Source organism: Xylella fastidiosa, from assembly GCF_011801475.1.
GTDB classification, from domain to species: Bacteria; Pseudomonadota; Gammaproteobacteria; order Xanthomonadales; family Xanthomonadaceae; genus Xylella; species Xylella fastidiosa.
In genome coordinates, this window is record NZ_CP044352.1 from 1560940 (window position 1) to 1583877 (window position 22938).

Genomic DNA, 22938 nt, shown 5'->3' on the forward strand with positions numbered 1-22938 from the left:
TCCGATATGTTCTCGTTCTCCGCCGTATAATCACTCAGAATGTCACAAAAGACCGTACACGATCAGGATAATGCATTACTGTTGGAGACTGGTAATACCAAAGTTGCGCCGCCACCGCGGTATCAGGTGTTGCTCCTGAATGACGATTACACTCCAATGGATTTTGTTATTGTGGTGTTGCAGCAATTCTTTGCTATGGATCTTAAGAAGGCAACTCAGGTGATGTTGCATGTACATACTCGTGGTCGTGGTGTGTGTGGGTTCTATACGCGTGAAGTGGCTGAATCGAAGGTTGCGCAGGTTAACGAATTTTCCCGGATACATCAGCATCCGCTGTTATGTACGATGAAACAGGCATAAACCCTTACATTCCAATTTTACTGGGGCTGTATAGTCGGCCCTAACGGTGTCTGAATGCTTTGATTTAGCAGGGCTGTGGAAAATCCCCGCTCATGCCTCATATTGTGTGTAACAGTTGTTGGAGTCACTCATATGTTCAGCAAAGATCTCGAGCAAACAATAGGCCAGTGCTACAAGCGAACGCGTGAGGCGTGTCATGAGTTCATGACCGTTGAGCATCTGCTTCTTTCATTGTTGGACAATCCATTGGCGCACGCTGTACTGAAGGCTTGCGGAGCGGATGTTACCAGGCTGAAGCGTGACCTTGAGCAGGCCATTGAGGTATCTATTACCCGCTTGGATGCCGATGACGGCCGTGATACTCAGCCGACGCTTGGTTTCCAGCGAGTGCTGCAGCGTGCTGTTTACCATGTGCAGTCTTCTGGTAAGAAGGAGGTGACCGGCGCTAATGTACTGGTGGCTATCTTTGGTGAAAAGGATTCGCATGCCGTCTACTTTCTGAATCAGCAGGACATCAGCCGACTCGATATCGTCAACTATTTATCCCACGGTATTACCCGTATGGGCGAGGAGAGTGACATCGGGCAAGCTGCTGAGAATGAGGCTAAGGGGGAAAGTGAGGCGAATAAGGGGGATGCTCTTGCTGAATATGCTATTAACTTGAATGAGCATGCACGGAATGGACGAATTGATCCATTGGTTGGGCGCAAAGATGAGATTGAACGTACGATCCAGGTGTTATGCCGACGTCGCAAGAATAACCCGCTCTATGTAGGTGAAGCGGGCGTTGGTAAAACCGCAATCGCTGAGGGTTTGGCCAAGCGTATTGTTGATCGTAGTGTGCCGGAGGTGCTTGCCGATGCGGTGATCTACTCGTTGGATCTTGGCGCTCTGGTGGCTGGTACCAAATATCGTGGTGACTTTGAAAAACGTCTGAAGGGTGTGTTAAGTGCGTTGCGCAAAACCCCTAACGTAGTTTTGTTTATTGATGAAATCCATACCATCATCGGCGCTGGTTCCGCTTCGGGTGGCACGATGGATGCGTCTAATTTGATCAAGCCAGCCTTGGCTTCAGGTGAGTTACGTTGCATTGGTTCGACCACGTTTCAAGAGTATCGCGGCATCTTCGAAAAGGACCGTGCTTTGGCGAGGCGTTTTCAGAAGATCGATATCGTCGAGCCTACCGCGGGCGAGGCTTTCGAGATTCTACAAGGACTCAAGCCTAAGTATGAGGCACATCACGGCGTTACCTATGCTGATGACGCATTGCGCGCTGCGGTTGATTTATCGGTCAAGCACATCGGTGATCGGTTGTTGCCGGATAAGGCGATTGATGTGATAGATGAGGCGGGCGCGCGTCAGCGCCTGTTGCCGGAGAAAGAACGCAAAGAGCTGATCGATATTGAGGAGATTGAGACCATTGTTACGAAGATGGCTAGGGTCCCGGCGAAGCAGGTGAGTGTGAGCGATAAGGACGTTTTGAAGCACCTCGAACGCAATTTGAAGATGGTGATCTTTGGTCAGGAGCCAGCGATTGAGATGCTGTCGTCGGCAATTAAGTTGGCGCGCAGTGGCCTAGGTAATCCGGATAAGCCGATTGGAAACTTCCTGCTTGCTGGCCCAACGGGGGTTGGTAAAACTGAGGTGACTAAACAATTAGCACACCATCTTGGGATCGAGTTGGTACGTTTTGACATGTCTGAGTACATGGAGCCGCATTCGGTGAGTCGTCTGATTGGTGCGCCTCCGGGCTATGTTGGTTTTGATCAGGGAGGGTTGCTGACTGAGAAGATCGTCAAGACTCCACACTGCGTTCTGCTGTTGGACGAGGTGGAGAAAGCGCATATGGATGTCTTCAATATTCTCCTACAGGTCATGGATCGCGGTGTGTTAACGGATACCAATGGACGTGAGGCGAGTTTTAAAAATGTGATCCTGGTAATGACGACCAATGCAGGTGCGTCCCAATCTTCACGGCGTACGATTGGTTTCACTAAGCAGGACCATACCAGCGATGCGATGGAAGTGATTTGTCGCAGCTTCAGCCCTGAGTTCCGCAATCGTCTTGATGCGATTGTGCAGTTTCAGCCACTGGGTTTCAGTCACATTCTGCGGGTTGTCGACAAGTTCATCATTGAGTTGGAGATGTTACTTCAAGAGAAGCGTGTTGTTTTGTCGGCTACGCCGATTGCTCGCGACTGGCTGGCTCAGCATGGTTTTGATCCGCTTATGGGTGCTCGTCCGATGGCACGTGTGATTCAAGAGAAAATCAAACGCCCACTTGCAGACGAATTGTTGTTTGGTAAGTTGCTCAACGGTGGTCGGGTAGGCATTGATGTGCGTGATAATGAGTTAATTGTTGAGACTTATTCGGAACCAGAGCTGTTGTTTCCGGCGACCGTGGAGTAATGGTGATGTGTTGCTTCACTTAAGGTTGTTAGAGTGATCTTTAGTCTCTGTGTTCAGTCATGCTTGAAGCTAGCCAGTCTGTTATTGCATGGCTGTATAAAATGCGAGTGTTCCGGGCGCGGTTATAGACCGAAATGTCAAAAAGGATTTTTACTTTTAATCCAGTGAATCTGCTGCCTAGGAGATGTAAAAGGTAAAAGGCGGGCAGTCGCAGTCAGAGGGATGATGCAATAGCATTGCTCAAATACTTGTACAAGCAAAGAAACACCACTCGAAAATTACGAGCCTTCGCTACTTGTTAACAAGAGATTTATTGCGACTTCCGCTTAATGATGCTAGCAAATAGGGTTATTTCATACGATAAATGATACGCCCTTTAGTTAGATCGTATGCAGTCATCTCTATTTTTACGCGATCGCCGGTTAGGATGCGAATGTAGTTTTTGCGCATGCGTCCGGAAATATGAGCAGTAACTTCGTGCCCGCTTTCTAACTTGATCCGAAAAGTGGTGTTTGGCAGTGTCTCGCTGACAGTGCCTTCAAATTCAATGCAATCGTCTTTCGACATGTAGTCCTGCGTGCAATCCAAAGCGCCGCCCGGCGGGCAGCCAAGGGTGAATATCGTACGCGCTATCTTGGAGCGGCGCAAAATATTTTCTTTAACGTGATGAATGAGGTGGTAGCTTATACGAGGTCTCTACTTAGCTTCTCACCGAACAGTACACTCCAACAGGCAGGTAGCTCGGTTTGCGTGATTAAGCGACGTACGGAGGTCAGGAAGTCCCTTCGTGGCCAGCGTTCGGCACCCAGATTCAGCAAGTGCTGGTTCTCGACTTGGGCATCAATGAGTGGCACGCTGTGGGTGTGTAAGAAATATGCAAGACTGGCGAGAGCGATTTTGGAGGCTCCGTTGTGAGTACTGAACATGCTTTCGCCAAAAAACATGCGTCCAATTGCCACGCCATAAATACCACCAACGAGCATGGTGCCGTCAAATACTTCGACCGAATGGGCATAACCATGTTGATGTAGCGTGAGGTACGCTTCGCGCATATTCGCAGTGATCCATGTTCCATCTTGGCCGCGGCGCGGGGTAGATGCACAGGCGTCGATCACTGCGGCGAACATTGTGTCGGCGCGTACGGTCCAGGTTGAAGTGCGTAGGCTGCGGCGGAAGCGTCTGCTCAAATGGATGTTGTCACTGTGAAACACGGTGCGAGGGTCAGGCGACCACCACAACGGTGGTTGTCCTTCTGTGAACCATGGAAATATGCCGCTCCTATAAGCTGCGAGCAAACGTTGTGGGGTCAGGTCACCGCCGATTGCAAGGAGCCCATTGGGTTCGTGCAGGGCGTGTTCCGCCGGTGGGAATGGTGTATTTGGTGTGGGAGAGAGCAGATAGGGTTGGGAATGCACGCGTGTTCGGTTCAGTCTTTACGGAATGGTGAATGTGCAATCAGTTCGTGCATATGGGCTGTGATTGCGATGCGTTCCGTGGCACACCAGTGCGCCAATGGTATTCGGAAGCGGGGATCAGAGATCCAGTGTCTGCTACGCACTTCGGTTGGTAGGAATCCGCGCGCGATCTTGTGTTTACCTTGAGCGCCTGGCTCGAAGCGGGTCAGACCCTCGCGTAGGCAGTAATCAATGCCTTGGTAGTAGCAAGTCTCGAAGTGCAGCCCCGGTAATGCTGCGCCGCCCCAGTGGCGGCCGTACAGCGTCTTTGCACTGCGTAGGCATAGTGAGCCGCCGATCAGCTTGCCGTTAAGTGTGGCCATGAACAGCACCAGTTGCCGCGGTATGGTCTTTGCCAGGTGTGTGAGAAATGGTAGTGTCAAGGCGGGTGCGTTGCCGTACTGGTGAAAGGTGTTCACATAGAAGTGATGCATCGCTTTCAGTTCGATAGGGGTTGCTTCGTCGCCATGGATGGATTGGATGCGCACCCCAGAGCGGGCGACTTTTGCGCGCTCCTGTCGGATGTTTTTGCGGTGTTTATGGTCCATTGTGGCTAGAAATGTATCGAAATCCGGCCAGCCTGCAATATTGCACCAATGGTACTGCACGTCGCTTCGGGCCAGCCAACCGTCATCGGTGGTACCAAATGTGATTTCCTCTTCATCAGTATGAAAGTTTATATGCGCCGAGGAAAGATTGTCTTGCGTTACTCTAGCCTTTACTGCTGTGAGTAGCGCCTGACGTTTCGCCGTATCGAGTGCTAATAAGCGAGGACCAGTGACTGGAGAGTAAGGGATGCCGCACAACCACTTCGGGTAGTAGGCTTGTCTTTGGAGTGCATAGGCCTGTGCCCATGCGTGATCAAACACAAACTCACCGTGCGAGTTGTACTTCAGATAGCCAGGTGCGGCGGCGACCAGGGTGCTGTTGTCCCATAGGGTAAGGTGTAGTGGCTTCCAACCCCAGGATGGACGTAGACAGCCATACTGCTCTAGGCCTGATAGGAAAGCATGCGTTAGGAAGGGATTGCTGCCATCGTGCAGAGAATCCCAGATATCGGCTGCAATCTCGTCCAGCGCATTTAGCCAACGTACCTCCAAGTTCATCATCATGTTCCTGTAGTGGACTACATTGTTTCGATGCCGTTGTTGTAGAAGTTGATACCCAGCGTGATTAGATTGATGAACGAAAAAAACATGCTAATGATGGGCGGAGATATCCCCTGCACCGTTCTGAATCGATCGCCAAGTTGCATGTGATGTACCTGTGGTCGCGAGTTGAGCGATAGGCATCATGATCCAATGCTCAGTGACGAAGGGGCAGAAACTGACTGCATATAAGGGGATGCTGATTATCAAGAGAGCGACTAACTGAGCCGATCCGGGCTTAGTTCGGTGATATCGCTTGAGATCGGTTGTACGTTGATGCCCTAAGGGCAGTGATTTGTGACCCGTTCCTCATGATGTTTTAAAATGTGAAATGCTCAATGGAGATTCGCGGTGTTTGTTTATATTGCTGATGTTGTACTCCAATGGTTCAGTTGCCTTTATCAAGGAACCGTTCCGCGTCCAGAGCTGCCATGCAGCCAAATCCAGCTGAGGTGATTGCTTGGCGGTAGTGTTGATCCGCAACGTCACCTGCTGCGAATACCCCCTCTACGGAAGTTTGGGTGACGTTGCCTGCGGTGCCTGAATGTATTTGCAGGTAGCCGTTGTTCATTGCAAGTTGGCCTGCGAAAAGATCGGTATTGGGATGATGTCCGATTGCCACGAAGAGGCCTTGGACATCAATGTCACGCGTGCTGCTGTCTTGCGTGGATCGGATCCGTACACCAGTGACGCCAGCATCGTTACCGAGTACCTCCTCGACTGCGTTGTTCCAGATCAGTTCTATTTTGCCGGTTGCAGCTTTCGAGAACAGTTTGTTTTGCATGATTTTTTCGGCCCGCAGTTTGTCACGGCGATGTATTAAGTAAACCTTACGGGCGATGTTGGACAGATATAAGGCCTCCTCGACGGCTGTGTTACCACCACCTATCACGGCTACATCTTGGTCACGGTAGAAAAAACCGTCACACGTCGCACAGGCCGACACCCCTCGACCTTTGAATGCCTCTTCGGAAGGGATGCCTAAGTATTTGGCGTTCGCACCTGTGGCGATGATCAACCCATCGCAGGTATAGATGCCGCTGTCTCCAAAAAGGGTGAATGGACGTGTGGAGAGATCGGCTTTATAAATTTGGTCGAAAATGACTTCCGTTTCGAAGCGTTCGGCATGGGCTTGCATCCGTTCCATTAGGTCCGGTCCCATCAGGCCATGGGCGTCACCAGGCCAGTTATCGACTTCGGTGGTGGTCATCAATTGTCCGCCCTGTTGCAGGCCAGTGATTAATACTGGTTGAAGGTTTGCACGTGCGGCGTAGACAGCGGCAGTCCATCCAGCTGGGCCAGAGCCTAGGATCAACAAGCGCGAGTGTTTGGCAGAGGCAGGATAATCGCTCATGTATACTTGCTTACTTAATTAATTGAGAGTTGCGACAGATTGCAGCGGATTGCTAGCTTGGGTTCGCGTCATAGATATTGTTCCCCTTTGTCGGTGAATCAAGCCGAGTTGCTGGATGTGCAACATCCTATATGTGCATGGTCAGCCTAAGTGGAGCGCCAACTCGGTGACTATACCCGGTTCTTCATCGATATGAGTGCAGCTGAAACCAAGTTCAATGTCATTTATTATCAATTACTAATGCAGCACTCCTAAGGTTTAGTAACAAGTGGCAAAACAAGTTCCCGAGCGCAGCAAACCCAACGCGGGTAAGCCTTCCATACGCAAGGTATGGAGTGTGAATGGCCATAGACTGAAGCAACATAAGCTTTTGCGGGATCTGGTGTTGATCATGATCGCACCGGTATTGGTATACCTCATGGCGAGTTTGTTTACCTACTCCAAAGATGATCCGGGTTGGTCCCAGAGCGGTAGCGCAATTGTGCACAACATCGGTGGAAAGGCAGGTGCTTGGATTGCGGATGTGCTGTTCCAGCTCTGTGGCTTCGTTGCTTTTTTGCTGCCAGTGGCATTGGGTGTTGTTAGTTGGATTGCCCTGTTTGGCAGTGACCAAGAGGAGCAAGCGGAAGGACATTTGGAGCCAGCGCTCCGTTTGGTGGGTATCGTCGGTTTTTTGATTGCAGCGACAGGTTTATTTCATCTGCACTTGTTTCAGAGCGATGTGGCGCGCGCTGGCGGCATTCTTGGTAAACAGGTGTGCAATTCACTACAAGCGGGTTTTGGTGTCTTCGGTACTAACTTATTTGTCCTGATGTTGCTGTTAATTTCGGTGACGTTGGCCACCGGTTTGTCTTGGTTTGCATTGATGGAGCGCATTGGTCGCGTTGTGCTTGCAGTTCCACCGCTGCTGCAGAAGAGCAAGCGCCGCGCCGACGAATGGCAGCATGCGCGTGCCTTGCGTGAGGAGCGTGAGGAAGTCCGCAAAATTGATGCGGTACAGCGTGCCAAACGCGATCCGATGAAGATCGAATTACCTCCTGAGCCGATAGTGGAGAAGAGCGAGCGTGCCAAGCGTGATACGCAGATCCCCATGTTCCTTGGGGTGAACAAGCGTGGTTCTGACTTGCCGTCATTGGCGTTGTTAGATAATCCTAAGCCGCAGATCAAAGGCTACTCTGATGAAACATTGGAGGCGCTATCCCGTCAGATTGAGTTGAAGTTCAAGGATTTTCGTATTGATGTACAGGTGGTGGGTGCCTATCCGGGACCAGTGATTACTCGCTTTGAGATTGAGCCAGCACGCGGCGTGAAGGTGAGCCAGATCAGCGCGTTGGATAAAGACATTGCGCGCGGCTTATCGGTCAAATCGGTACGCGTGGTTGAAGTGATTCCAGGGAAGTCAGTGATTGGATTGGAGATCCCTAACGTCAACCGCGAAATGATCTTTCTATCCGAACTCCTACGTTCCAAGGAGTACGACAAGTCGCCGAGTTCATTGACTCTGGCGCTGGGTAAGAATATTGCTGGTCGGCCGACAGTTGCTGACTTGGCACGGATGCCGCACCTGTTGGTTGCCGGCACTACGGGTTCAGGGAAGTCAGTGGCTGTTAATGCAATGGTGTTGAGCCTGTTGTTCAAAGCCTCACACAATGATCTTCGGATGCTGATGATCGATCCCAAGATGCTTGAATTGAGCGTCTACCAAGGCATTCCACACCTGCTGGCGCCCGTAGTGACTGACATGAAGGAGGCTGCGAACGGTTTGCGTTGGTGTGTGGCTGAGATGGAACGCCGTTATAAGTTGATGAGTGCGGTTGGCGTACGCAATTTGGCCGGTTTCAACAAGAAGGTGAAGGATGCTGAAGAGGCTGGTCAGCCATTGATGGACCCGCTTTTTAAGCCGAACCCTGACCTGAGCGAGGTGCCGCGGCCACTGCAAAAATTGCCGTTTATTGTCATCTTCATTGATGAATTTGCCGACATGATGATGATTGTCGGCAAGAAGGTTGAGGAATTGATCGCACGCTTAGCGCAGAAAGCGCGTGCAGCTGGTATCCACCTGATTCTTGCCACTCAGCGTCCCTCGGTGGATGTGATCACTGGACTGATTAAGGCTAACATTCCGACGCGTATCGCGTTTCAAGTCAGCTCGAAGATTGACTCACGTACGATCCTGGATCAGTCCGGCGCTGAAACTTTATTGGGCCACGGCGACATGCTGTATTTACCTCCTGGTACAGCAATGCCGGAGCGCGTGCATGGTGCTTTTGTCAGCGATGATGAAGTACATCGTGTTGTTGAGTACTTGAAGGCTAGTGCTCCAGTCCAATATGTGGATGGGGTGCTTGATGAGATTCAAACCATGGATGATGGTGTCGTGATCGGTCCTGCTGGATTTCCGGAGAGTGCCAGTGGTGGCGGTGATGAGACCGATCCTTTGTACGATGAAGCCTTACGTATTGTGACCGAGACGCGCCGTGCTTCCATCTCCAGTGTGCAGCGGCGGCTGAGGATTGGTTACAACCGAGCCGCGCGTTTGATCGAAGCTATGGAAACAGCGGGCGTGGTCAGTCCGCCCGAGCACAACGGTGATCGCGCCGTGTTGGCTCCACCACCGCGCTAAGGGGTCTCACAACAGGTAAGCAAGTAACGGGGCTCACAACAAGTTAGCTCATGCTCACCTGTGTTCCTGTTAAATCAGGTGCTTGTGTCACCCTTCGCGAGATTTTTTATGAGCATCTTTCAGTCGGTGTTGATCTCATCTGAGTGGCAGCCCCGACCCTACCGTTTGAATTGGATCGCCCATCATGATGCGTTTGTTGTTTTTTCTGCTATTGAGTCCTATTTGCATTGTTACAGTTGCTGATGCCAGGAATGCGCCTGCTGCTGCTCAAACGGACGGTAACTTCAGCTATCTGCGTTACCGTGCTGATTACGCAGTGCGGGCTGATGCGAGTAGCGTGCAGACCAATGAATACGATATCCGGCTCAACACCCAAGCGGCGGTAGAGCAGTTTAGCCAAGTGCGTCTTGGCTATAGCGAGAAGATGCAGAAGTTGGAGATCTTGGAAGCGTATACGATTACTGCTGCCGGAATCCGCCAGGATGTGGCTCCGACAAAGATTTACACCCAGGAGAGCTATTCCAGCGCTTCAGCGGCGATGTACGCTGACTATAAGGTTAAAGTTGTGGTATTCCCCAATTTGGCACCGGGGGCGCGCGTGGTGTATCGCCTCCGGCGGACTCAGCTCACCCCTTACTTCCCAGGCTATTTCGGATTTTGGGAGACATTCAGTGTATTTACCCGGTATGACGATGCAGTGGTGACATTACGTGCGCCGCGCAAGCTGTCGATGCACGTCTGGGTACGTGGGGTGCATGGGTTCACCCGACCGCGTTTTCAGGGTGACCAGGCTCGCTGGGAGTGGCGTTACCGGCGTAGTGTGCCGTTGCAGAGTCAGACGTGGAGTGCGGCCCAATGGGAATTTAGTCCGACGATCATGGTGAGCACCTTCAAGGATTGGTCACAGTTGGGTCATGCTTATCATGTCAAAGCAGGTAAAGCGGCCGTGGTCACTCCGCGGGTGCGTGTTTTGGCCGATCAGATCACTGCTGGTAGTGCCGGGCGTCGAGCACAGGCCACTGCACTGTACAACTGGGTAGCGCGTAACATCCGCTATGTTGCGGTCTATCTTGGTAACGGTGGTTTAGAGCCAAACAGGGCTGATGTCATCCTCGAACAGCATTACGGTGATTGCAAAGATCATGCAGTCATTCTTGAGGCGTTGCTCGCAGCCAAAGGTATTCAAAGTACACCTGTTCTGATTGGTGCTGATGGTGGACCGACACTGCCACCGATTGCGGTACTCGGTCGTTTCAACCATGCCATCAACTATGTGCCCGAGTTTAATCTTTACCTTGATTCGACAAATCCTTACGCGCGCTTTGGTCAGCTTCCGGCCAGTGACCTTGGGGTACCGGTCGTGCATAGCGCTGACGGTTATGTGACTCGTACACCTCCCCATGATGTATGGGCCAACACTTACGTGGCCCGCACTGAATACCGCTTTGCCCAGGATGGTAGTTTGAGTGGAGAGACCATGCTGGATCTGGGGTCGGATGGGGAAATTGCGACACGCGCAATGTTTGTCGAGCTTAATGCGCAGAATCGGCGACGCATTGAGGAGAGCATCCTGGCTCAGTCCGGTTTTGATGGCGATGGGATGTTGGAGTTGCTGGGGATGCCGCAGGATCTACAGTCTCCATTCAGTTACCGCTATCGGTTCTTGGCGCGCGATTATGTTGATTTTTCGATGGCCGGAGGGTTTGCGTTGCCTTACATGCCAGGCGCCGAGTCAGTGCGCAACATCTATACCACTACGCCCGCTGAGACCAACCAGACGCCGTTTTATTGCAACGAAAGTTTGCATGAGGAGACGTATGTACTGCGCTTTCCGGCGAACGTTCCGATTATTGCGATTCCTGGGAGTCACCGTTTTCGCAATCGTGCCGGGGAGTACAGCGTGGATTGGTATCGCGACGGGCAGACAATCACGGCCATGCACCGATTACGTCATCTAGCGTTGCGTGGTCCTGAGAAGCTCTGTTTACCGGGAGATTATCAGGCGTTCCGTCAGCTTTACCAACAGGTAAGACGTGGCTTTCGTGAGCAGGTCCTGTACGGTGATTTGCGGCGCATAGAGACCGTAGCGCATTGATGGTTGATTCCAGGGTCCAGAATTAGCTAGAAATTTACGCGTTGCTGGTGTACGGAGGGGAGATATGAATGCTGACTTGAGTCTCTGTGGAGAGTTTCAACAACCTGCAACCGCTTATACAGTTTTGCCTTAATAAATAATGCAAACGACGTTACTGGTTCTTTGGGGAGACAATCAATACTTACGGTATTGCGCAGTTGTATTGGTTCTATTGCGGGGTGTTGCTGATGTGTTACAGGCATGGCCTCTGATCAGAGGTTTGAACCGTTGCTGGTGAGGTTGTATAGCCTTTGGTAGTGATGAAGGCGTAGCTGGTACCGGGGATATCAATCAAATGCACACAGTCAGTGAACTGATGTAGCGGTGTCTATGTGTTGCTCATCATCTGGGGGTATGCTAGGTGCTTGTTCGATACTGTCGGCCTGTTTTAGGCTCAGTATGGCGGTTGCTGGAACTGTAAAGTTTCGAGGGTGCTTTGAGCGGTCCGAGTTGTAATGAGCATTCGCCTAATGTATTGCGGAGCCGTAACAATTTGGGTTTTTCATGATCTGGATGATGCTGATGTTTTCTCGTTTTCGTTATATTTTTTTTGCCGTCGCGTTGCTTTCGGGGCCTGTTTGTGCCGGTGCTCGCGCTGATTTGAGCGCCTTCACTCGTGGATTGAAGACCTTACAGGGGCACTTCTCGCAGGAAGTCATTGATACTCAGGGTAGGGTGAAGGAGCGTTCCAACGGTACCGTTGCTTTGTCGTTACCGAATTTGCTCCGTTGGGAATGTGATGCGCCCTACAAGCAACTGGTTGTGGCCGATGGTAAGCGTGTGTGGCTGTTCGATCCCGATTTGAACCAAGCTAGTGTGCTTCTTCAGGATAATGAGGAGCGCAATAGTCCGCTGATCGCGTTGATTGATCCTATTCAACTGGATCGCAAGTACGATGTGAGCGAGGAGGTTGCCATGCGTGATGGTTTGCGATGGTTGTCGTTGAGACCTAGGGGGAGTACCGAGGCCAGCTTCCAGAGTGCTTCTTTTGGTTTTTCTCAGACTCAGTTGGCGAGAATGGAGCTTGTAGACAATCTTGGGCAGCGTACAGTGATTGCGTTCAGTGGTTGGCAGCGTAATCCTGTGTTTGCTGTTAATACCTTTCGTTTCACACCAGGTAAGAATGTCGATGTGATCGGTGATCGGTGATCGGTGATCGGTGATCGGTGGATATGCCTATTTTCTGGATTCTCGAGAGTAGGAGAGAGGGGGGGGGGACGTTGGCAGCCGTTTTTGATATTTATCGATCCCTGCGGACGGGGGGCGTCCTACTCACGATACAATGAGACGTGACACGACAGCGCTTTCCGACTCTTCAGCATGATTTGCTTGGTGTGGCTCCTCTCTTGCAGCCACTGGCCGAGCGCATGCGTCCTCGTACTCTTCATGAGATGGTAGGACAGAAGCGCTTGCTTGACCCAGATCGTGCATTGCATCGTGCGGTTGCTTCCGGGCATGTGCATTCCATGATTTTGTGGGGACCGCCAGGGTGCGGCAAGACGACATTGTCATTGCTGTTAGCGCATTACATTGATGCAGAATTTCGGTCAGTCTCGGCTGTTCTTTCGGGGTTGCCGGAGGTGCGTCAGATCTTGGCTGACGCTGCGCAGCGTTTTTCTGAAGGACGCCGCACCGTCTTGTTCGTGGACGAAGTGCATCGTTTTAACAAGATGCAGCAGGATGCGTTTCTGCCGCATATCGAGCGTGGTTCCATTATTTTCGTTGGTGCCACTACTGAGAATCCATCCTTCGAATTGAACTCGGCGTTACTGTCGCGTTGCCGTGTCCACGTGTTGGAGGCAGTGTCGTCACAGGATATTGTTGTGGCATTGCAGCGGGCGTTGCAGGATACGGAGCGGGGTTTGGGTGGGCAGAAGATTGAAGTGTCTCAAGCCTCTCTGTTGGAGATTGCCAAGGCTGCAGATGGTGACGTGCGTCGTGCGCTCACCTTGTTGGAGATTGCTGCTGAGCTTGCCCAGGATGAGCAGATAACCGCTGACTTGCTTTCGCAAGTGCTTGCCGATCGTAGTCGGCGCTTCGACAAACGGGGGGAGCAGTTCTATGACCAGATTTCGGCCTTGCACAAGAGTGTACGTAGTTCCAACCCGGATGCGGCATTGTATTGGTTGCTGCGTATGCTGGATGGTGGTTGTGATCCTATCTACTTGGCCCGGCGCTTGACCCGCATAGCGATTGAGGATATTGGTTTGGCTGATCCGCGTGCACAGTCGATGGCTCTGGAGGCTTGGGATATCTATGAGCGGTTGGGTAGCCCGGAGGGAGATCTGGCGTTCGCGCAGTTGGTGCTGTACTTGGCAAGTACAGCAAAATCGAATGCTGGCTATGTTGCGTTCAATGTGGCCAAGGAGGACATTCGCCAGACGGGTACTCAGGATGTTCCGCTACATCTGCGCAATGCACCGACCAGACTCATGAAAAGTCTCGGTTACGGTATCGAGTATCAGTACGATCATGATGCTGAGAACGGTGTTGCGCTGGAACAGACTTGTTTTCCCGATGCGCTGGGGGAGCGTATTTACTATCAACCGGTATCCCGCGGTCTGGAGATTAAGCTGAAGGAGAAGTTGGACTGGTTGCGTGCAGCACGTGCTCAGATTCAAGCGGATAAGCCGCAGCCGCCGCGTGCATAGAAGATAACATCGCTCCTCAAGCTGTGTGTGGCGACGTTGTGTGCTAATTGTGTCTTTTGCTTTTTTCCTTCCTCTGGATTTATGTTCAATTGGAGCATGAGATGCTGGAAATTTCGCTCATCTTCCTCGGCATTGTTGTTCCTTGCCTTCGAGGTGCAGCATGAATGCTGTTGTATGGTGGCAATCGCTGTTGCTTGTGATGCTGGGTGGTGCGTTCGGTTCAGGGCTGCGCTTTGTGATTGGTAGCTGCTTGTTACAGCGCTTTGGTGCTGGATTCCCATGGGGAACGTTGGCAGTGAATCTGATTGGTTCATTCGTCGCAGGCTTCTTGCTGATCTGGGTGGATAAACGGGGATCGGCGGGTTGGTCTTGGCGGATGTTGTTGATTGTTGGCCTGATTGGAGGGCTAACGACATTCTCCTCTCTGATGGTGGAGTGTTTGGTGTTTGTCCGTTCCGAGCGCTCGCTGATAGTCGGTTTTTACTTATGTATCACTTTACTGTTTGGTTTGTTGTTTGTGTTTCTAGGTGCGCGGCTGGGTGCCTTTGTTTGTGATGATTAACGTGTGTTGGAAATAAATCGTACTGCATAATGGACCATGTTGATGAATGGGCCGTGCGCGGCTGTCATTGGATTTCTGATCGGTTGTATGTAGCCCCCTGTGTGACGATCATTCGCTTTCATCAACGTCTTCATGTTTAGGTGTTGCGGATACGCGATTGCATTGGATTTTTGCGCCATTTTCACGGTGTCTCAACGTATGATGCAATTAATTCAGTGATGTCACAGCTTTCTATAAAACGACGTACTTTCATTGTGCGATGGGGTCAGAAAGGGCAACGTTTGTAGGCGCGTGTAAATGCGAAATCCAATCTGAGTGAATGATTTAAGACAACGTATCAAAACGGTATGTACCTGCTTCTGCAGGTGGTTGTTATGTTTCCAATCGGGGGGATATTGCAGTAGAGGCAAACGCTGCCTCACTGCGGAAAGGTCGTGAAATTGGAGGCGTGTAATCAGGTGAAGTACGGAAACTTTCACCATTTCTGTGGATTGGTATGCAGGATCGAGTGATTGATGATCTTCTCGTATGCCAGCTAATCCCATACTAGGCGTGTCGTTGGAGCTTGAGTGCTTGCCGTGATGCGGATTGGTTCTTAAATGCTGTCGAGATGTTTGGCCTATATCCTGCGTGTTCGAGTGACATGCGTCCTGACACTATTTGGGAATAATCCATGTCGCAACAGGCTGAGAAACTGGGTTTGTTGAAGATTCTGCTGATAGGGGATTCGCTAGAGGACGCCAAGTTACTGTTCAACACGTTGCGTGAGGCAGGGTTGGATGGGAGTTTTGAGCGTGTAGAGAGCGAATCAGCGCTGCGTGAGGCGTTGTATCTTTTCGCGCCGGATATTGTGCTTTCCGATCTGAGCATGTCTGGTTTCCACGGTTATCAAGCGTTACGCGTGGTGCGCGAGGTGGGCAATACGCCGTTTATCTTCGTCTCCAGCAAGATGGGTGAAGATATTGCAGTCGAGGCGTTGCAGGAAGGTGCTAACGACTACATCATCAAACAAAATTTGGTGCGCTTGCCAAGTGCGGTGACGCGCGCGGTCCGTGAGTCACGGGCTGAGCTAGAGCGTCAGCACGTAGAGTCGGAGTTAATGCGTGCGCAAAGGCTGGAGAGCTTGGCGATGTTAGCGGCTGGTTTCAGTCACGACCTGCGTAATATTTTGCAGCCCTTGCTCATTGTCCCTGATCTGCTGGCGGGACGGACCGATGATCCGCAGTTGCATCAATTGGTGAGCATCGTTGCCGAGTGTGGACGGCGTGGTCACGAGATGGCCGAATCGATTCTTTCTTTCGTGAGAGGTTCCAACAAGCCGCGTGAGCGGGTTTTATTGGCGGATCTATTCCAGACAGTGCAGTTATTGTTGCGTAGTAGCGTGCCTGATTGTATTGCTCTGCGTATTGAAGAGTGTGATGAATATCTCAGCGTGGAGGCCAATTATACCGAGCTACAGCAGTGCTTACTTAATTTGGCCTTGAATGCGATTCATGCCATGCCAACCGGGGGGTGCTTGACCTTGGTTGCACAGCGCCATGATGGCGACCGTATTTGTATTAGCGTGACTGACACCGGTATCGGTATGAGTGAAGAAACCCGGGCACGGTTGTTCAGTCCATTCTTCACGACCAAGTCCGATGGTACCGGTTTGGGACTGATTTCTTGCAAACGCATTGCTGAGAGTTATGGTGGCTTGATTCAGGTCTGCAGTGAATTGGGAGTCGGTACGCGTTTTGATCTGATCTTGCCGGCACGTGCACCGGCTTCAAGGGTATCAGAGGAAAATGTGCCTGTAGTGCTTGGTCATGGCCAGCGTATCTTGATCGTTGATGGAGAGGCGACGCGTCTGTCGTTGCTGGGAAATGCGTTGGCCAGTCAGGGCTATCAGCCGCAATTGGCTCCCGATGGTGGTGCGGCACTAAAACTGCTGCGTCACCATGCAGAGCCGGATTTAGTCATTATCGACAGTGACATCCTGTTATTGTCGGCGGTCTGTCTGCTCCCGACGATGCAGGAGTTGGGCTACAGGGGGCCGGCCATCGTACTTGAGGATGCTGGTCAGCCTTTGCGCCGTGAGCATTTCTCGAAGGACTTGGCGGTTCACATGTTGCGAAAACCCTTAGAGATGGGGCGTGTATTTCGAGCCGTGGCGTATGCACTGACATAACGTATGACGTAGTGGGCGGAGTTTTGACAGAACACTTAGTGTGCAGCACGAGGGCAGCAATAACGCTGCATTCATGCCCATGACGGAGGTTGACGTTGTCTCTGGTTACATGCGCGAATATGGCATGACTAGTGTGCTTCTGAGTTTAGGTAGTAATGTTCGTCCCAGGTATTACTTGAGTCAGGCAGAAGCTGCATTGCACGCTTTTTTTGGTGAAGTGTTGTTTTCTCCTGTCTACCGCACTTTGGCTGTGGGTTTTGACGGTCCGGATTTCCTTAATAGTGCTGCCATGGTGCATACCGCTATGTCTCTGTCAGATTTGCTTGCATGGTTGCAGGTTGCATGGTTGCATGCGTTGGAGGAACGCTATGGCCGTGATCGCGCCGAGCCGCGTTTTGGTAACCGTACCCTGGATGTGGTGTTCTATGGTGATCTGATCGTGAAAGAACCAGGTGGGGAATACTGTATTCCACGCCGTGAGTTGAAGCATAGTTTTGTGCTTAAACCATTAGTGGATGTGGCACCGGATTTTGTCGATCCAGTCAGTGGGCGTACCTTGGCGCAGTTGTGGGCGGTGCATCCACACGTCGACGCATGTTTCCAGGCCGTGGATCTTGAAGTACCCGGTGACGATAGAGACATGATTTAGGTAAACATGTTCATGTCAGCGTGCGGCCGCCATCCAGGCGCAGGGTATGTCCGGTGATGAAATTGGCACTTTCTAGTAGCCATAGCACTGCTTCGGCGATCTCTTCCACTGTGCCGGTACGTGCTAATGGGGTGCGTGCCAGCAGCGCCTGTTTCGCAGCTTCAGCTATGCCTTGCGTTGGCCATAGGATCGCCCCGGGTGCGATGGCATTGACTCGAACTTGCGGTGCCAGTTCCAGTGCGAGTGATCGAGTCAACATCTCCAGAGCGGCTTTGGCTGCGGTATAGACAGCATGTTGGCGCAGTGGTTGCGTGCCATGTAGATCTGTCAGGTTGATGATTGCCCCGCGATGTTTGCGCAGCAGTGGTGTGGCTGCTTGCGCGAGGAAGAAAGGGGCCTTGGCATTGATTGCAAATAAATCATCCCATTGTGCTGGTGTCACTTCGCCCAGTGGGGTTGGATAGAAATTGGAGGCGTTGTTGATGAGCACGTCCAGCCGTCCGAAATGCCCAGCACAGCGTGCGATCAGCGTTTCTGGGACTGCGTTTTCGTGCAGGTCTCCGAGCAATGCGAGTGTGATGGATGGACGCGTGCGTTCTAGCTCAGTTAAAAATGCATGCAGTTCGTGGCCAGACTGGTGTGCGTGGACGGCGACGCGATAACCATGTGCATGCAGGTGATGCACGATCGCCTTGCCGATCCGACGTGCGCCACCAGTGATCAGAGCGACTTTAGAGGGATCTGACATGTGGGGTTTTACCCTGGAGAAATTGATCTTATTGCTTAGACTATATAGTTGTTAGTTGATTGCTGAATTTGATTGAATACATGTGTGCTGATGCCCTTGCCCCCCTGCCTGAAGCGCTTGCCCACAGCGAGCAACTGGCAGCCTATATACGCCAACAGATAATTCAAAGCGGCGGGGCGATTCCATTCTCTCGTTTTATGGAGCTGGCTTTGTATGCCCCTGGTCTGGGTTATTACAGTGCCGGCGCGAGTAAATTTGGCGAGGCTGGCGATTTTATCACTGCTCCTGAATTGGGATCGCTATTCGCTACAACGGTAGCGAATGCCTTGGCGCCGGTGTTGCAGCAACTCGGTGCGTTGGCGTGTGTGCTCGAATTGGGAGGTGGCAGCGGCGCGTTCGCTGAAATGCTGCTCAAGCGCCTGATGGAACTGCATAGGCTGCCGCAGCGCTATGCGATCCTGGAACCCAGTGCTGAGTTGCGTCAACGTCAGCAATTGCACTTGAAACGCACATTGCCTCCATCCCTTTTCGCCTTGGTTGAATGGGTGGATGCTCCCTTCTCGGAGCAGTGGGATGGCGTGGTGTTTGCCAATGAGGTGATTGATGCCTTACCTGCCTCGCGTTTCACAATACGCGATGGCCAAGTGTACGAGGCAACAGTGCTATTGGATGCACAGCAGCGTTTTGTATCTGGCCAACAGCCAGCCGATGCATTGTTGCATCAGGCAGTGCGTCATATTGAGCGCGACTTGTCAGTGCGTTTTGCCGACGGTTATTGCTCAGAGGTGTTACCGCAACTGCCGTATTGGGTGCAGGCGGTCGTTGGTGGCCTCAAGCGCGGTGTATTGCTTTTTGTCGATTATGGTTATCCACGTGCCGAGTATTACCGTCCTGAGCGTGACACTGGCACCCTCAGGGCGTTTTACCGGCATCGCGTGCATGATGATTGGTACCGCTGGCCAGGACTACAGGATGTGACTGCTTCGGTGGATTTTACCGCCTTGGCCGAAGCCGGCACCGCTGCTGGTTTTGATATGGCTGGTTATTGTACCCAGGCGAACTTTTTACTCAGTCATGGATTGGATCGGCTGCTTGCTCACGCTGAAGAGGGTGTTGATGAGGTGGCTAAGCTGCTGTTGCGCAACCAAGTGAAGCGCCTTACCTTGCCAAGCGAGATGGGGGAGCGTTTTCAGGTGATGGGGTTTGCTCGTGAGGTAGCGTTTGATCATGCGTTCTTGAAGGGAGACCTGATATGGCGGCTATGAAACTGTTATTGAGACCGCGTTGGCGACCGCTGCTGTGGCTGAGCTTGTGGATTGCCGCAATCCTGGTCGTCATCATCGCCAGCGTGTTGCCACAGAAGGATTTGCCACAGGTGCCTGCTGGAGGTGACAAGGTGGAACACCTGCTCGCTTATTTTCTCCTGGCTTGGGGAGCAGTAGTATTGTTCGTACGTCCCCTGATTGTATTGGCTGTGGGAATGGGGCTAGTGCTGCTGGGCATTGGGATAGAGGTTGCTCAGGGGATGTTTACCGTAGATCGGCTTCCTGATGTTGCTGATGCCTTGGCCAATACGATGGGTGTCGTATTGGGCATGTTGATGCGTCTAACGCCCTTGGATGGTGTGCTGGTGTGGCTTGACACCTGTTTGTTTGGTTCGCGTCGTTGAGGTCTGGGGTATTGTTTCCTTAAGTTGCTTTCTTATTTAAGTACCAGCGTGCCGCACCTACGATACCGAGTTGCCCATGTTCGATCAGCCGCACCGGGACGTGCTGTAATGCCTCACCCATGGGGCCTTTATTGAGGAAGCGTTCGACAAAGTGACTGCGTAGCAGCGGCTCACGCAGCTGCGGCAGGATTCCTCCGGCCAGATAGACACCCCCCTGTGCACCGTACATCATGACCAAATCACCAACGATGCTGCCGAGGAAGTCGCAGAACACCTCTAGAGTCTGTGATGACAGCATGTCTGTTCCTGCTGCCGCAGCGTGACTGATCGCATCTGGGCTCGCGTGCTGGGGGAGGACGGACTGTAGCGCACACAAGGCGCGGTACACATTGAGTATTCCTGGCCCAGATAAGGCATGCTCAATCGGCACATGTGTGCGGTTGTTCAGCATGTGTCGTACCAGTTGCATTTCAAGTTCAGTTGTACTCGGCAATGCTGCTTGACCGGCTTCTGTGGGGAGGACAATGGGGCGTCCGTTATTGGGAATCCAGAGTGCTGCACCCAGGCCGGTTCCCGGACCGAGCAACAGGCGTGGTCCATCCTGCGCTTTGGCTGGACCAGTGAGGTGCAGCAATTGCGCAGGCTCCATATCCTCCGTCGCGTAGGCCAGCGCCTCAAAGTCGTTGACCAGACAGACCTCTGCCAGATTGAGATCTGCGCGTAGCCGGTGTGGTGATAGCGGCCACGGTAGGTTGGTAGTGATAACAGTACCATCGCTGCGCTGAAAACCGGCACTGGCGATGACGCAATCACGTACTGCTGATCTTGTACCGAGGAAGTCGTTCAGAATTGTGCTGAGGCTGGGATAGTCAGCGCAGCGGTAAGTGCGCACATCGAACAGTTGCGGTGGACTAGCACACGTGGGCGCGGCTGCAACCACGCTGACGCGCACGTGAGTGCCGCCGACATCGGCGGCAAGAAAGGACGGGATATTGGGTGCATCTCGGGTAGGGGTCGGAATCATTGAGGTCACTAGCAATCTTAGGGAAAAGCGCAGCGCGGCGACGAAATATTGATTTTCGTGAAGATGATGACAACGGTATCAATGAGGGTTTGAACAGGGTGTCGTTGATCGTCAGCTAGCTGGTTTCCTGGATGTTAATCATCCATGCCGCGCATCTCCCGGGGGCGGGGGGCGATCATGACATCGGATGAGTGTTGCCAGACTTTGTTTGGATGAAACGTTACCCAGGATGTCGTGCCAATAATTTTATATTGGTAATATATTAGATATAACAACTTTGTACCTGCTAGCGTGCGCGGCATGTCCAAAGCCAAATCTAGAGTGGAGAGCAGGTCTGCGTATGAATGAACTTCTGCTTGATAGTACTGCTCCCACTCGGTTTTATTTGGTAATCGTTACCAAGGACAGCCACTTTTGATGACCGCGCAGCTCCAGCACCGGCCCAGTGGTTTGACCAGCTTCAGTGAAACGCTGCGGATCAAAGCTGACCAACCGGGGCGGTTGGCCAGACACTTCGCAATGGGCGTTGTTGCAGCCGTCTTATACGTGGTGCGGGTGGGGTATGCGCGTGATGGAACTGCGATCACGCTGACAGAGATTTAATTTCCGCAACGTTTTCGATGATGTTGTGGTCAAACTACGCTGTTGACTGTGGTTGACCTCCCCCCTTCCCCCCAAAAACTATTCTTCACATGATTCCAGCCCGGTTTCCGAGTTCTACTGTTTCCATTGCTATTGTCGGTGTGTTGTTCTTCATTATCGGTTTTCTGACCTGGGTCAATGGACCGCTGATTACCTTTGTGCATCTTGTCTTTGATCTGAATGAGGTCGATGCCTTCTTGGTGCTGATGGTGTTCTACCTGTCTTATTTCTTTCTCGCCTTGCCCTCGGCATGGATTCTCAAGTGCATTGGGTTGAAAAAAGGCTTGGCGTTGAGTTTGCTGTTGATGGCCGTAGGCGCAGTCGTCTTCGGTGAATTTTCGACACAACGGTATTACGCAGGCGCATTGGCCGGCTTGTTTGTGATTGGCAGTGGTTTAGCCTTGCAGCAAACTGCGGTCAATCCTTATATCAGCATCCTGGGGCCAATAGAGAGCGCGGCGCGACGTATTGCGGTGATGGGGATTTGTAACAAGGTCGCCGGTATTGTGGCGCCGTTGGTCATTGGTTCCCTGGTGCTGCATGGTGTTGGCGATTTGTCGATGCAAGTTGCAACTGCCGACCCGGCGACGAAGGAACAACTGCTTGCCGCCTTTGCCGCAAAGATTCATACACCATATCTCATCATGGCCGGTTTGTTGGCAGTGCTTGCGGTGGGCGTGTTGTTTTCTCCGCTGCCGGAGTTGCAGCCTGCTGACGTCAATCGTGTTTCATCCGGCGATACCACGCAAAAGACCAACATCTTTCAGTTCACGCACTTGTGGCTTGGGGTGTTGTGCATGTTCGTTTATGTGGGTGTGGAGGTGATGGCTGGCGACGCAATAGGCACCTATGGTCATGCACTCGGCTTGCCTTTGGACCAGACAAAACTGTTCACCTCAGCAACATTAGGAGCGATGTTGCTTGGTTACATGACCGGTTTGGCGGTGATTCCAAACTTGATTTCTCAAGAACGTTATTTGAGTTTATCGGCGGTGTTGGGCGTCCTGTTTTCTATCGGTGCGGCACTGACGCATGGGTATGTATCGGTGGCTTTTGTTGCTGCATTGGGCTTTGCCAATGCGATGATGTGGCCAGCCATTTTCCCATTGGCAATCAATGCGTTGGGTCGTTTTACCGAGACAGGTTCAGCCTTGTTGATTATGGGGATCGCTGGTGGCGCGATCATCCCGCAGCTTTTCGCCTCTCTGAAACAGTACCTTGACTTCCAACTGGTGTTCGCTGGGTTGATGGTGCCTTGTTATCTGTACATTTTGTTTTATTCCTTGATTGCTGGAGCGATCAAGGGTCGCAGTGTGCAACGTTTAGCCCTCGGGAAATGAC

18 protein-coding genes and 1 pseudogene are annotated in these 22938 nt (G+C 52.0%); 13 read left to right on the forward strand and 6 right to left on the reverse strand.

Annotation, left to right across the window (positions count from 1 at the left end; translation table 11 throughout):
- Nucleotides 1–39: 39 nt before the first annotated feature.
- Nucleotides 40–360, forward strand: coding sequence for an ATP-dependent Clp protease adapter ClpS (gene clpS, locus F7G16_RS07035; RefSeq protein ID WP_004083751.1), 321 nt, complete (start codon nt 40–42; stop codon nt 358–360).
- Nucleotides 361–492: 132 nt separating this feature from the next.
- Complete coding sequence (clpA, locus tag F7G16_RS07040) at nt 493–2769, forward strand: ATP-dependent Clp protease ATP-binding subunit ClpA (protein WP_004089140.1); 2277 nt, start codon at nt 493–495, stop codon at nt 2767–2769.
- 348 nt (nt 2770–3117) lie between these two features.
- Here the strand turns inward: clpA and infA are convergent, their stop codons facing one another.
- From infA to trxB, 4 genes are all read right to left on the reverse strand, one after another.
- Nucleotides 3118–3336, reverse strand: coding sequence for a translation initiation factor IF-1 (infA, locus tag F7G16_RS07045; RefSeq protein ID WP_004083749.1), 219 nt, complete (start codon nt 3334–3336; stop codon nt 3118–3120).
- A 116-nt stretch (nt 3337–3452) separates the two neighbouring features.
- Nucleotides 3453–4184, reverse strand: a complete 732-nt coding sequence (gene aat, locus F7G16_RS07050; RefSeq protein ID WP_004089137.1) for a leucyl/phenylalanyl-tRNA--protein transferase — start codon at nt 4182–4184, stop codon at nt 3453–3455.
- Between the two features lie 11 nt (nt 4185–4195).
- Entirely contained in the window at nt 4196–5329 is a 1134-nt protein-coding gene (locus F7G16_RS07055) for a GNAT family N-acetyltransferase (protein ID WP_004089135.1), read from the reverse strand.
- 430 nt (nt 5330–5759) lie between these two features.
- Nucleotides 5760–6725: a thioredoxin-disulfide reductase gene (gene trxB, locus F7G16_RS07060; RefSeq protein WP_004089132.1), complete on the reverse strand. Its 966-nt coding sequence runs from the start codon at nt 6723–6725 to the stop codon at nt 5760–5762.
- 268 nt (nt 6726–6993) lie between these two features.
- Between trxB and F7G16_RS07065 the strand changes: the two genes are divergently transcribed.
- From F7G16_RS07065 to folK, 7 genes are all read left to right on the forward strand, one after another.
- Nucleotides 6994–9348 carry a DNA translocase FtsK gene (locus F7G16_RS07065; RefSeq protein ID WP_011097738.1) on the forward strand — a complete coding sequence of 785 codons (2355 nt, stop codon included), beginning with the start codon at nt 6994–6996 and terminating at the stop codon, nt 9346–9348.
- Between the two features lie 184 nt (nt 9349–9532).
- Nucleotides 9533–11443 (forward strand): DUF3857 domain-containing transglutaminase family protein, encoded by a 1911-nt coding sequence (locus F7G16_RS07070; protein ID WP_004089128.1) that lies wholly within the window; start codon nt 9533–9535, stop codon nt 11441–11443.
- A gap of 561 nt (nt 11444–12004) precedes the next feature.
- Nucleotides 12005–12631, forward strand: a complete 627-nt coding sequence (lolA, locus tag F7G16_RS07075) for an outer membrane lipoprotein periplasmic chaperone LolA (protein ID WP_004089126.1) — start codon at nt 12005–12007, stop codon at nt 12629–12631.
- 218 nt (nt 12632–12849) lie between these two features.
- Nucleotides 12850–14133: a replication-associated recombination protein A gene (locus tag F7G16_RS07080; protein WP_004089123.1), complete on the forward strand. Its 1284-nt coding sequence runs from the start codon at nt 12850–12852 to the stop codon at nt 14131–14133.
- A 160-nt stretch (nt 14134–14293) separates the two neighbouring features.
- Complete coding sequence (crcB, locus tag F7G16_RS07085) at nt 14294–14695, forward strand: fluoride efflux transporter CrcB (RefSeq protein WP_004089119.1); 402 nt, start codon at nt 14294–14296, stop codon at nt 14693–14695.
- Nucleotides 14696–15368: 673 nt separating this feature from the next.
- Complete coding sequence (locus tag F7G16_RS07090; protein ID WP_004089113.1) at nt 15369–16865, forward strand: sensor histidine kinase; 1497 nt, start codon at nt 15369–15371, stop codon at nt 16863–16865.
- Nucleotides 16866–16989: 124 nt separating this feature from the next.
- Nucleotides 16990–17514 (forward strand): 2-amino-4-hydroxy-6-hydroxymethyldihydropteridine diphosphokinase, encoded by a 525-nt coding sequence (gene folK / locus F7G16_RS07095; protein ID WP_038231892.1) that lies wholly within the window; start codon nt 16990–16992, stop codon nt 17512–17514.
- A 10-nt stretch (nt 17515–17524) separates the two neighbouring features.
- Here folK and F7G16_RS07100 read toward each other — a convergent pair whose 3' ends face one another.
- A complete protein-coding gene (locus tag F7G16_RS07100; RefSeq protein WP_004089106.1) occupies nt 17525–18262 on the reverse strand; it encodes a pteridine reductase in 738 nt (245 codons plus the stop codon).
- Between the two features lie 80 nt (nt 18263–18342).
- On the opposite strand from F7G16_RS07100, the gene F7G16_RS07105 reads away from it, so the two are divergent.
- On the forward strand, nt 18343–19527 hold the full coding sequence (locus F7G16_RS07105; protein ID WP_004089104.1) for a class I SAM-dependent methyltransferase: 1185 nt from the start codon (nt 18343–18345) through the stop codon (nt 19525–19527).
- Nucleotides 19515–19931 (forward strand): VanZ family protein, encoded by a 417-nt coding sequence (locus F7G16_RS07110; protein ID WP_004089101.1) that lies wholly within the window; start codon nt 19515–19517, stop codon nt 19929–19931. Before F7G16_RS07105 ends, F7G16_RS07110 begins: the two co-directional genes overlap by 13 nt.
- Nucleotides 19932–19950: 19 nt before the next feature.
- On the opposite strand, the gene F7G16_RS07115 is transcribed toward F7G16_RS07110, so the two are convergent.
- Nucleotides 19951–20955 carry a glucokinase family protein gene (locus F7G16_RS07115; protein ID WP_004089098.1) on the reverse strand — a complete coding sequence of 335 codons (1005 nt, stop codon included), beginning with the start codon at nt 20953–20955 and terminating at the stop codon, nt 19951–19953.
- A gap of 390 nt (nt 20956–21345) precedes the next feature.
- On the opposite strand from F7G16_RS07115, the pseudogene F7G16_RS07120 reads away from it, so the two are divergent.
- Together F7G16_RS07120 and gluP are read left to right on the forward strand one after the other, a co-directional pair.
- A pseudogene (locus tag F7G16_RS07120) lies at nt 21346–21558 on the forward strand (GntR family transcriptional regulator); the annotation flags it as partial.
- 89 nt (nt 21559–21647) lie between these two features.
- The gene (gluP, locus tag F7G16_RS07125) at nt 21648–22937 is read left to right on the forward strand and encodes a glucose/galactose MFS transporter (RefSeq protein ID WP_004089092.1); all 1290 of its coding nucleotides are present in this window, start codon (nt 21648–21650) and stop codon (nt 22935–22937) included.
- Nucleotide 22938 lies beyond the last annotated feature (1 nt).

Excerpts from the sequence above, each read along its gene's own strand:
- folK (WP_038231892.1), top strand. The coding sequence starts at position 16,990 with ATGACTAGTGTGCTTCTGAGTTTAGGTAGTAATGTTCGTCCCAGGTAT.
- clpS (WP_004083751.1), top strand. The coding sequence starts at position 40 with ATGTCACAAAAGACCGTACACGATCAGGATAATGCATTACTGTTGGAG.
- F7G16_RS07090 (WP_004089113.1), top strand. The coding sequence starts at position 15,369 with ATGTCGCAACAGGCTGAGAAACTGGGTTTGTTGAAGATTCTGCTGATA.
- lolA (WP_004089126.1), top strand. The coding sequence starts at position 12,005 with ATGTTTTCTCGTTTTCGTTATATTTTTTTTGCCGTCGCGTTGCTTTCG.
- F7G16_RS07115 (WP_004089098.1), bottom strand. The coding sequence starts at position 20,955 with ATGATTCCGACCCCTACCCGAGATGCACCCAATATCCCGTCCTTTCTT.
- F7G16_RS07100 (WP_004089106.1), bottom strand. The coding sequence starts at position 18,262 with ATGTCAGATCCCTCTAAAGTCGCTCTGATCACTGGTGGCGCACGTCGG.
- crcB (WP_004089119.1), top strand. The coding sequence starts at position 14,294 with ATGAATGCTGTTGTATGGTGGCAATCGCTGTTGCTTGTGATGCTGGGT.
- F7G16_RS07055 (WP_004089135.1), bottom strand. The coding sequence starts at position 5,329 with ATGAACTTGGAGGTACGTTGGCTAAATGCGCTGGACGAGATTGCAGCC.
- trxB (WP_004089132.1), bottom strand. The coding sequence starts at position 6,725 with ATGAGCGATTATCCTGCCTCTGCCAAACACTCGCGCTTGTTGATCCTA.
- infA (WP_004083749.1), bottom strand. The coding sequence starts at position 3,336 with ATGTCGAAAGACGATTGCATTGAATTTGAAGGCACTGTCAGCGAGACA.
- F7G16_RS07070 (WP_004089128.1), top strand. The coding sequence starts at position 9,533 with ATGATGCGTTTGTTGTTTTTTCTGCTATTGAGTCCTATTTGCATTGTT.
- F7G16_RS07110 (WP_004089101.1), top strand. The coding sequence starts at position 19,515 with ATGGCGGCTATGAAACTGTTATTGAGACCGCGTTGGCGACCGCTGCTG.
- F7G16_RS07105 (WP_004089104.1), top strand. The coding sequence starts at position 18,343 with ATGTGTGCTGATGCCCTTGCCCCCCTGCCTGAAGCGCTTGCCCACAGC.
- gluP (WP_004089092.1), top strand. The coding sequence starts at position 21,648 with ATGATTCCAGCCCGGTTTCCGAGTTCTACTGTTTCCATTGCTATTGTC.
- clpA (WP_004089140.1), top strand. The coding sequence starts at position 493 with ATGTTCAGCAAAGATCTCGAGCAAACAATAGGCCAGTGCTACAAGCGA.
- F7G16_RS07080 (WP_004089123.1), top strand. The coding sequence starts at position 12,850 with ATGCGTCCTCGTACTCTTCATGAGATGGTAGGACAGAAGCGCTTGCTT.